General features: G+C 62.7%; 6 protein-coding genes. All 6 read right to left on the reverse strand.

The window, feature by feature from the left end; genetic code table 11:
• Positions 1–11 precede the first annotated feature (11 nt).
• The 6 genes from BDD21_RS08360 to BDD21_RS08385 all read right to left on the reverse strand — a co-directional run bounded on the left by BDD21_RS08360 (position 12) and on the right by BDD21_RS08385 (position 9,935).
• Positions 12–2,009 carry a BCCT family transporter gene (locus BDD21_RS08360; RefSeq protein WP_120796769.1) on the reverse strand — a complete coding sequence of 666 codons (1,998 nt, stop codon included), beginning with the start codon at positions 2,007–2,009 and terminating at the stop codon, positions 12–14.
• 100 nt (positions 2,010–2,109) lie between these two features.
• Positions 2,110–2,952: an SAM-dependent methyltransferase gene (locus tag BDD21_RS08365; RefSeq protein WP_120796770.1), complete on the reverse strand. Its 843-nt coding sequence runs from the start codon at positions 2,950–2,952 to the stop codon at positions 2,110–2,112.
• Entirely contained in the window at positions 2,949–3,767 is an 819-nt protein-coding gene (locus BDD21_RS08370; protein ID WP_120796771.1) for a glycine/sarcosine N-methyltransferase, read from the reverse strand. The genes BDD21_RS08365 and BDD21_RS08370 overlap by 4 nt, the downstream gene beginning before the upstream one ends.
• A 194-nt stretch (positions 3,768–3,961) precedes the next feature.
• Positions 3,962–5,467 (reverse strand): hypothetical protein, encoded by a 1,506-nt coding sequence (locus tag BDD21_RS08375; protein WP_120796772.1) that lies wholly within the window; start codon positions 5,465–5,467, stop codon positions 3,962–3,964.
• Positions 5,468–5,895: 428 nt separating this feature from the next.
• Positions 5,896–9,084 carry an EAL domain-containing protein gene (locus BDD21_RS08380; RefSeq protein WP_170164712.1) on the reverse strand — a complete coding sequence of 1,063 codons (3,189 nt, stop codon included), beginning with the start codon at positions 9,082–9,084 and terminating at the stop codon, positions 5,896–5,898.
• Positions 9,081–9,935 (reverse strand): phosphate/phosphite/phosphonate ABC transporter substrate-binding protein, encoded by an 855-nt coding sequence (locus BDD21_RS08385; RefSeq protein WP_170164713.1) that lies wholly within the window; start codon positions 9,933–9,935, stop codon positions 9,081–9,083. The genes BDD21_RS08380 and BDD21_RS08385 overlap by 4 nt, the downstream gene beginning before the upstream one ends.
• Positions 9,936–10,257: the final 322 nt, after the last annotated feature.

The following is a 10,257-nucleotide window of genomic DNA, read 5'->3' on the forward strand; positions in this document are numbered from 1 at the left end:
GACTCGGACCGTCACCGCATCGTCTGCAGGAAATGCATATGCCGCTCGTACTGGTCGAGAACGTCGCCGATGATGTCCTGCGCGCTCCAACCCATGAGGTCGTAGTCTTGGCCGCCTTCGCGCAGGTGGACCTCCGCGCGGAAATACTCGAGTGCCTTCGCCCGGCTGGCGCGGGTGTCGCGCATCACGAAGCTGGGTGCCTCGTAGGGGCGCGGTCGGACCGAATAGAAGAAATCGATCTCGGCGCCATGACGGACCTCGACCCAGACGCGACCGTCCTCGCCTTCCACGAGCCCGGCATCCAGGCGCATCTTGCCCAATTCCTCCACGACCTCGCCCAAGGCCGGTTTGACGGTGTCGCGGATGAAACGCAACACCTCGTCGTGGGTCGGCTGGTGCACGAGTGCGCGCAGTCGGCGGCGCCAGTTCACCGGGCTCTGCGGGCCGCCGGGTGTCACCCGCGCCTCGCGCAGGCTCAGATGCTTGATCGCGTCGATGCGCAGCGCCCGCAGCAAGCCCCAGCACATGAGAATCATCACGACCGTAAAGGGCAGTGCGCTGGCGATGGTGGCGGTCTGCAGTGCGGCCAGCCCACCTGCGACCAACAAGGCTGCGGCGACCACGCCTTCGACGACCGCCCAGAAGATGCGCTGCCAGAGCGGTGATTCCTCTTTGCCGCCCGAGGTCAGGATGTCCACCACCAGGGATCCGGAGTCCGACGAGGTCACGAAGAAGGTGACGACCAGGAGGGTCGCGAGCAGCGCGGATACGCTCGAAAACGGCAGATGCTCGAAGAACTGGAAGAGCGCCACCGAGGTATCGGCCGACACCGCAGCGGCGAGCGAGCCGATCCCTTGGATCATGATCATGTGGATGGCTGTGCCGCCGAAGAAGGTCATCCACATGAAGGTAAAGCCCAGCGGCACCAGCAGGACGCCGGTGACGAACTCACGGATGGTGCGTCCGCGCGAGACGCGCGCGATGAACATGCCGACGAAGGGCGCCCAGGCGATCCACCAGCCCCAATAGAAGAGCGTCCAGCCGCCGATCCAGTCGGTCGGCTCGTAGGCGTAAAGATTGAACGTCATCTCGAACAGACTGGACAGATACATCCCGGTGTTCTGAACAAGTGACTGAAGCAGAAAGACGGTCGGTCCGGCGATCAGGACGAATGCCATCAAGGCCACGGCCAGGATCATGTTCAATTCCGAGATGCGCCGGATCCCCGAGTCGAGTCCGAGACCCACGGAGAGGGTCGCAATGGCCGTGATGCCGGCGATCAACATCACCTGGACGCCGATCGATGTCGGCACATCGAAGAGATAGTTGAGCCCCGAGTTGATCTGAATCACCCCGAATCCGAGCGAGGTCGCCACGCCGAAGATGGTCCCCAAGACGGCGAAGATATCGACCGTATGGCCGATCGGGCCGTAGATACGATCGCCGATGAGCGGGTAGAGCGAGGAGCGGATGGTCAGGGGCAGGCCGTGCCTGAACGCGAAGTAGGCCAACGAGAGCGCCACGACGGCGTAGATGGCCCAGGCATGTACGCCCCAATGGAAGAAGGTGATGCGCATGGCTTGGCGGGCGGCCTCGGCGACCTCCGGGTCGCCGACCGGCGGGGCGACGAAGTGCATCACCGGCTCGGCCACCCCGAAGAACATCAGACCGATCCCCATGCCGGCGGAGAACAGCATCGCGAACCAGGACACATAGCTGTAGTCCGGCTCGGAGTGATCGGGTCCGAGCTTGATTCGCCCGAGGCTCGAGACGGCGAGCGCGATCACGAAGACGACAAAACCGGCCACGGCCATCACGTAAAACCAACCGGCCGATCCGATCACCCAGCCCTGAATGGATTTGAACAGGGGCTCGGCGGTCTCCGTGGCGAGGGTGGCGAAGAGCACCAAGGCCAGCGTCAGCACCGCCGAGATGATGAAGACCGGGGGATTCCACTGAATCCAGGGTTTGGTCTCCGCGGCCGGGTCCGATTCGTTCGTGTCGTTCATGGTCGTGATCCTTCCGTATTAAACCGCGCCCAGAGCGAAATGCGTCGTTTTCACGTTGCGTTTGGCTTTGGAGAAATCCTCGATCTCGGTAAGGCGCGGTTTAGTCGGCAGCCTTTTTGAAGTGAAGGATTCCCCACCGAAGATAGCCTGAGCTTCCCGCGTCGACCCAATGCCCGAGGCCGGCGATCATGCGATCGATGTAGGCATCCGAAACCTTCCCGCCGAGCGACCCGCGCGCCTGAATCAGATCCTCGCGCACGCGGCTGTAGTGGGTGACCAGGTTGTCCGTCATCTCGATCACTTCCATCGGCGCGAGTCCATGGCGGGCGGCCGCTTCCCGGTAGGCGCCGATGGATCCCAAGCTGTCCAGATGGATCCGGGCGAGCACCGGCTCGAGCACGCCGGGCGGGCAGTCGTCCGCCTGCATTGGATCCGTGAACACGAAGCGCCCTCCAGGACGCAGCACGCGCGCGGCCTCCGCAATAACCTGCTCACGCCGCCCGCTGTGCAGAATGGCGTCCTGCGACCAGACCAGGTCGTAGCTCCCGCCGGGTGAGGGGACGGTCTCGAAGCTCCCGTCCACCACCTCGATCAGGTGTTCGAGGTCCTGTTCACGGTTCATCTCTCGGTGACGCGCGTTCTCCCGCTCGCTCAGGTTCAGCGCCGTGATCCGACAGCCGAGATGCCCGGCGAGCCAACGGGCCGCCCCGCCGTAACCGGCGCCCATGTCGAGCACCCGGGTGTCGGGTCCCAGACCGGGTACCAGCCCCGCCATCCGCTCGACGGTGCGACGGCTCGCAGCGGCAATCGCCTCGTCAGCTGCGTCGTAGATCCCGATATGGATGTCTTCCCCGCCCCAGACGTGGAAGTAGAAGTTGTCGGCATCCTCGCTGTTGTAATAGGTGCGCGCGGTTTCGACGACCGCGGAATAGGTGTCGCTCATGCGTCGTCGCCTCCCTCCACGTAGCTTTTCTCGGCAACGTGGATAAAGAAGTCCGGCTCGTCGTCGCGATAGGTTTCTTTGAAGTCGCCATAGGTCGTGACGCGCTGAAATCCCACCTCGTGGAGCAGTCGGCGCGTGTAATTTTTGCGCAAGGGAAACATGTTGAGATGGAAGACATGGTCGCCGGGGAACTCGTAGCGAAAACGCGCAAGCGTGTCGTCGACATGCTCGGGCTGAGCACGGACATTTTCGCCGCAGTAATAGTAGTTGTGCGTCGGGGGAATCTGATGATCCAGAATCGCGTCGTAGTTGCGCTGATCGAGGATCAGAATGCCGTCGTGTCGCAAGGTGGCATAGAATTCGGCCAATGCCTTGCGGCGGTCGTTCTCGTCGTGCAGATGGGTGAATGAGTTGCCCAGACAGATGACGGCGTCGTAGTAATCGTGGACATCGCGATTGAGCCATCGCCAGTCCGCTTGCACGGTGCGCAGGATCTTCTCGCGGCGTCGTGCATTTTCGAAGGCCTTCGCCAGCATGACCGGATTGCCGTCGGCACTGGTCACCTCGAACCCGGCCCGCAGCAGTTGCACCGAATGGAATCCGGTTCCGGTGGCAACGTCAAGGACCTTGCGCGCGCCGTGCTCTTCGAGGAGCCGAATGAAGAAGTCGCCTTCGCTCTGGGCACGTCCGTCCCAGTCGATCAGCTCGTCCCATTTCTCCACGAACGATTGGATGTATTCGGCTTGGTAATGATTCGTGTCGCGGACCTTCAGCGGATTGGTCCCGTAGTCTTGCTTGGTGCGTTCGAGCTTCATGTCACCTCCTGGCTCCCGGAACGGGAGTGATGTTGGTGGCTGAAGACGCCGTCGGATCTGAGCAAGCGCCTCACCGCTGCGTGAGCGGAGCCGCCCGAGTCGGGCGATAAACCAGTGAGTGCGTGAGCGGTGCGACGTGACGAACCGACGTCTTCGACAGGTGTCCGAAACCTGAATCCCGCACCGCACGCGATTTAGAAGTAGTACCCGAGATTAAGGTTGAAGCGATAGTTCCATTTGTCGTTTCCGTTCACGCCGAAATCCCCGACGCCGTCGATGCGTCCGTAATCATCCATGCCGCCTCCGGCGGCCTCGTTCCCGACAAAGTAATTGCCGTTGGAGTAGGCGAGATCACTGTAGATGTACCAGCCACCGCTGGCCCATGCCGCTCCGGCCACCCACATCTGGCTGTCGTTGAACGTGCTTTCGTCCTTCACGATACTGCTGTACTCGATGTAGGGCAGCACGGAGTCGAGCCAGGAGATCTGCGGCGTTTCCACCAAGTAGCTGACGGAGACCGCCGGAATCCACGCCTTGGTCGCGACCGGCCAAGCAAAGTCATACGCGCCCATCGGGATCAAGGTATCCGTGCCCCAGGGATTGTCGCTATCGATATCGAATTCGTAGCGGGTCAGTTGCGAGGCGAGGGTGAGCGGCCCCATCCGGTTGACCATGTGTGCCGAGGCTGCCCAATGGCTGCCGTCGTCGGTCCGCTGGCCCTTGAGTTGACCGTATTGGAGCGAGACGCCTAGATCGGTCGGGATCGTGGTGTCGGCGAAGCTGTAGATGGCGCGCAGGTTGAGCTGATTACGCTCGTCGAAGCCGTTGTGCTCGCCGCCGAACGACACATTGCCGTCGCCATCGACCGACTCCTCCCAACGCACCGCGTCGTAGCTGTAGCGGGTGCTGTTGAGGCTACGACCGAAATAGCTGCCTTCGCTCGACGGATAGTAGGCCACGTCCAGCGTCCATTGATCGATGGCGGTGCTGTACTTGATGCCGAGATCCATGTCGTCGGACAGCCCGACATAATAGTGCTGATCGAAGAACCAGCTTTGCGAGACGCCGTAGGGTCCGGGGCCGAACGGCACGCGATTGACACCGACCTGGACCTCGCTGTCGTCCGCAAACCGATAGCCGAGCCAGCCGGTATGCAGAAAGTTGTAGCTCTTGCCGGTCCCCGCCGCATACCAACGGTACTCGAGCCGACCAATGATGTTTTCATAGTCGAGCGCGAGATTGATCCGAAAGGTATCCAGCTCGATATTGCCGCCGTTGCCGCCGCGGTTCGGTCCGGCGACGGCCTCCTGCACCTTGTAGCTGCCCAGGACATAGTTGACGCGCATGGCGCCGCCCACGGTCAGGGGTCCGATCTTGAGCACCGTGCTTTCCGGGGCGGATTCGTCCAGTGCCGCATCGGTTTCGGCGACGACGCCCGGGGCAATCATCTTCTGAGAGACAACCGCCGCGTCGTCTGCTCCGGTATCGAGTGCGCCCGTGCCGATGGGTTCGCCCTTCGCTGCGGCGAGTGTGCGCCGAGCCTCTTCGAGCTGGCGTGTGAGCTCAGCAACGCGCTGCTCGAGCGCATCGACATCGGCCGAGGCCGCCGCCGGGAGTGCGCACAGCATCCCGAAGAGGAAGGCCCCGATTGCTCGGGTGAGACCGCGCACGGCGATCTTGACGGATTGTTCTGCGGGCATGGCCCTGATGGTCCTGACGGAAGTTTGATGTGCGCGGCCGGGGTTGGCCCCGCAACTTGATTTGCGGCAAAAGACGCCGCGTGTCCCGATCGACCGGCAGGGCGAGCCTGAGCATCCGGCGGGCATGGGGACGATGAATCGCGCCGGATCGTCCAGGTCAAGACCCGAACTCCGACGACAGCTTTTTTACCCTACAGGGCTACGGGTCTGAGTTCAACCCAAGGGCTTGGCCCTAGTGACGGTTCGTAAACATAGTGTGCAGATGGGTGAGCGCCATCATCTTGATTCACGGTAGACGGTTGGATGGGTTTCGCTGTGTTCTGTTGGTGCCGGGAGTGGGGGGCGGAGCGGGGGAGGATGGGTTGTTTTTGATCGCTGCTTATCGTTGAGGCGATGGCATGGTTTCCGCCTCGAGCCTGGTGGAGAGTTCACCCGCGCGCAGTGGGTCGGAGGAGGGTTTTCGGCGCCTCCAGCGACAAACGCTCCAACGGCTCGGGCCGGCCGAAGAAATAGCCTTGGTATGCATGGCAACCATGAGCGGCCAGCCAGTCACGCTGCTCCTCGGTCTCCACGCCTTCGGCGATCACCGCCAGCTCCAGCGTTCGGCCGAGTGCGATGATGGTTCGGGCAATCGCGGCGGCGTTTGTATCGGTCAGGACGTCCAGGACGAAGGAGCGATCGATCTTGAGCTGATCGAAGGGAAGGCGTTTCAGATACGACAGGGATGAGTAGCCGGTGCCGAAGTCATCCAGCGCGAAACCCACACCTCGGGCCTTTAAAGCCATCATCTTGCCGACCGTGTCTTCGACGTCGTCGAGCAAGAGGCTCTCGGTGATTTCGAGCTTGAGTCGGTATGGATTCGCGCCCGTGTCTTGGATGCAGGCCAAGACCTGGTCGACGAAATCCGTCCGGCGAAACTGACGTGCGCTGATGTTCACGGCCAGTGTCAGTTGCGCAGTCTCGCTCCGCTCGGACCAGACCGCCAACTGCGTGCATGCGGTGTGCAGAACCCAGTGCCCGATCGGCAGAATCAGCCCGCTCTGCTCGGCGAGCGGGATGAACACCGCCGGCGAGATCAAACCGCCGTGCTCATCCTGCCAGCGCAGCAGACATTCGGCGCCGACGATTGCGCCGTCGCGATCGACCTGGATCTGGTAGTAAAGCAAGAAGCGCTCGTCACGAAGACCGTAACGCAGCTGTGACTCGAGGGTCGCACGGGCGCTGACCTCCGACTGCATGCTCGGGTCGAAAAAACGCATGGTATTGCGTCCGGCGGCCTTCGCTCGGTACATCGCCATGTCGCCTTGTTTCATCAACTCTTCAACGCGGATCGGCTGCGGATCGAAGAGTGTGATCCCGATGCTGGCTGCGCTGTAGTGGGTCTGGCCGGCCAGGTCGTAGGGCTGGCGCAGCACGCCGAGAAGCCCGTTGCCGATGATCTCGGCCTGGCTCGCAGCCTCGACCGGGTTCGGGCTCAGGTGCTCCACCATGACCACGAACTCGTCTCCGCCCAGACGCGCCAAGGTGTCGGACTCGCGGAGGCGTGTCGACAGTCGCCGTGCCACCAGTTGGAGCAGTCGATCGCCTTGATCGTGGCCCAGGGTGTCGTTGAGCGTCTTGAAATCGTCCAGGTCGATGTAGAAGAGCGCCCCGCAACCGCCTTGGCGGCGACCCGTTGCGAGGGCCTGCTGCAGACGGTCCAGCAATAAGCGGCGATTCGGCAGACGTGTCAGCGGATCGTAAAAGGCGAGCTCGCGGATCTCGTCTTCGGCGGCTTTGCGTTGGGTAATGTCGGTCATGGTGCCGACATAATGCGTGATCTCGCCGCCGGGGCCGGGTACGGCCGAGATCGTCAGCCATTGTGGATAGATCTCGCCGCTCTTGCGCCGATTCCAGACCTCGCCTTGCCAGGATCCGGTCTCGAGGATGCTCGACCACATGGCGACGTAGAAATCGGACTCATGGCGTCCGGATTTGAGCAGTCGGGCGGTCTGACCGATCGCTTCCTCGGCGCGGTAGCCGGTGATCCGGGTAAAGGTGCCGTTGACCCGCAGGATGACCCCTTCGGTGTCGGTCACCACCATGCCCTCCTGGGCTTCGAATGCGATCGCGGCGATGCGCAGCTGCTCCCGAGCCTGCTTCTGTTCGGTAATGTCGCGCGCGATTCCCTGGAAGCCGACGACCACGCCGTTTTCGTTGCGAAACGGCATGGCGCTCGAGCCGTGCCAGCGCCAGGTGCCGTCCCGATGCCGGACGCGATACTCGATATCCCGACGCATCTCCCCGGTCTGAACAACGGCGCTGAAGGCGTCGTCGCAGATGTATAGGTCGTCAGGATGGACATACACCGAGAAGTGCGTGGCCAGGGTCTCGTCGATCGAATAGCCCATCAGCCGCGACCAGCTCGGCGAGACAAAGATGAAGCTGCCGTCGGTCGAGAAAAGATAAATGATGTCGTAGCTGTATTCGAGCAGGAACCTGTACTTTTCCTCTGAGCGCTTGATCGCCGCCTCGGCCCCTTTGCGCGCGCCGATATCGCGCGCCACCATCTGCAGGAGGGTCGAGCCGTCGAGCGGAACCGAGGTGAGCAGGACCTCGACCTCGACCGGATCGCCGGTATCTCGGCGTTGCAGACACCACTCGAAGCCTCTGTTCTCCCGGGCATGTTCCGCCGGCGGAGCGGGCGCGAGGACATCGGTTGCAATGGGCACGGGCGTCGTCGCGAGGTCGCTCGGCCGTGCGCCGAGCAGCGCTTCGCGAGTGCAGCCGAGGAGTCCCAGCGCGGCGGGATTGCAGTCGAACAGTCCCCGGTCCCGATCGAACAGCATCACCGCATCCGTGGTCGCCTCGAACAGGGTCCGGTACTTCGAGGTCTCAATGCGCTCCAGGTCGGCCTTCGCCTCGCGCAAGGCGGCCTCGCGTTGACCGAGCGCGTCGGCCATGCGGTTGAAGGAAACAGCCAAGCGGCCGATTTCGTCGTCGCCGGTATCGTCGAGACGTTGATCGAGATCCCCGGCGGCGATCGACCGCGCGGCGGCATCCAAGTGCCCGAGTCGACGGCCGACCCAGACCGCTAGCGGGATGATCACCAGCAGGAGTCCGAGCAGCCCGATCATGCCGTTGCGCAGACTCTGTCGGATCAAGCCCTGCCGCGTTTCGGCGAAGATATCTGTGGAGATACCGACATGGAGAGTGCCGTAGGTTTGGCCGACGAGCTGCAGCGGGATGGCCGTTTCCCACAGGGCCGCCTCTCCCGAAGCCGAATCATGGTGCCGATCTCCACCGGCGGGAGACGGCGAGTCATGTGGATGGCTGTGCTCGGCGAGGCGCCGTCCCCGTACGTCGTCGACCTTGAGATAGCGCACCGCCGGCAGATGGCCGAACCGGTCGAGCGACTCCTGCAGCGCGGCGATGTCGCGCTGCACGAGCAAAGGGGTCAAGGATTCGCTCAGGAGCGTGGTCAGGACGGTCAGTCGCGTCTCGTGCAGTTGGGTCAGGGCGGCGTTGCTCAGACGCTGGTTGTCGTAGACGACCCAGGCGATCAAGGCGGCCTGGGTGATCAGGATCAACACGCCGAACCGCAAGCCGATCGGGACACGCGCGAGAAGGCTCCTCATGGCGCAGCCAAGACCTCTCGTGTTTCCGGAAGGAAGGGGTCGATTGCCTCTCGGTCGGCCTCCGTGGTCTCGCGCAATCCGCCGTGTCCAAGGGTTTGCATCATGGCGCGACCTGTCGGAGTGTCGTTGGTGAAGTGCAGGATCTCACGTGTCAAAACGGCGCGGTCCGCAGCCTCGTGGCCGGGGCCGGTCTGATAGACGATCGAGGGAATCCCGCCGACATCCGCGCCGTCGGCGAGGATTCGCAAGCGTGCGCGCGTGTCCGCGTCGAGGGTCGTGAAGGCCCGGTTTGAGACGATGGCCGCCAGGATCGACTGGTCGCCGAGCAACAGCATCAAGGCATTGTTGTGGGTGTCGGCCGTCGACATCTCGACATCCATCGACGGCGTCAGGCCAGCCTCCCTGAGCATTCGGTGGCCCATCAGGGTGATGAGCGCCAGAGGATCCGGGGTCACGATCCTGGTGCCCCGCAGATCCGCGACCTCGGCAACGGGATCCCCGGCCCGGACAACCACCACGGCGTAGAGAGGATTGGTGGTCTGCAGGATCGACCGGTAGCCGGAATCCACCTCCGCGAGTCGTGCCAGATGAGCGGCGTTGAGGACGAGCAGATGATTGCCTTGCGACACGTCCGCGACGAAGCGCCGATAATCGGGGGACGTGACGATCCGGACGGGTCGCTCGAGGGTCTCTTGGAGATGTCGGCGCAGCGGTTCGTAAAGGGTCAGAAGGCGCTCGGTGCTGAGGTAGGGGAGGACAGGGATCTCGATATCGTCCGGGCCGGGAGCGGCGCCGGCCGCTGCAGCGCAGACGCAGAGCAAGCAGCCGATACGCTGAATCAATGCCTTCATTGGGTTCTTCCGTGCCATCGTCTTCGACCTAAACCGCACCCAGCGCGGCATGTGATGTTTTTGGAAGGGATCGGCCCCGGCAGACTTGACGATTGTTGGAGCTGGTGCGGTTTAAACCGCGCCCCACGCCGTATGCGATGTTTGTGGATGGGATCGGCTCCGGCAGTTTTGACGATCGCTGGAGACGGCGCGGTTTAAGAGATTAAAAAATATATGATCTTAAACCGCGTCCCCGCTAAGGGCCGTGGATGCACCAAACCTCGAACTCACTCGAAAGTGAGCATCTCGCTCTGGACGCGGTTTAAATCTCCTCATCGGTATC

Origin of the sequence: Thiocapsa rosea, from assembly GCF_003634315.1 — a bacterium.
GTDB classification, from domain to species: Bacteria; Pseudomonadota; Gammaproteobacteria; order Chromatiales; family Chromatiaceae; genus Thiocapsa; species Thiocapsa rosea.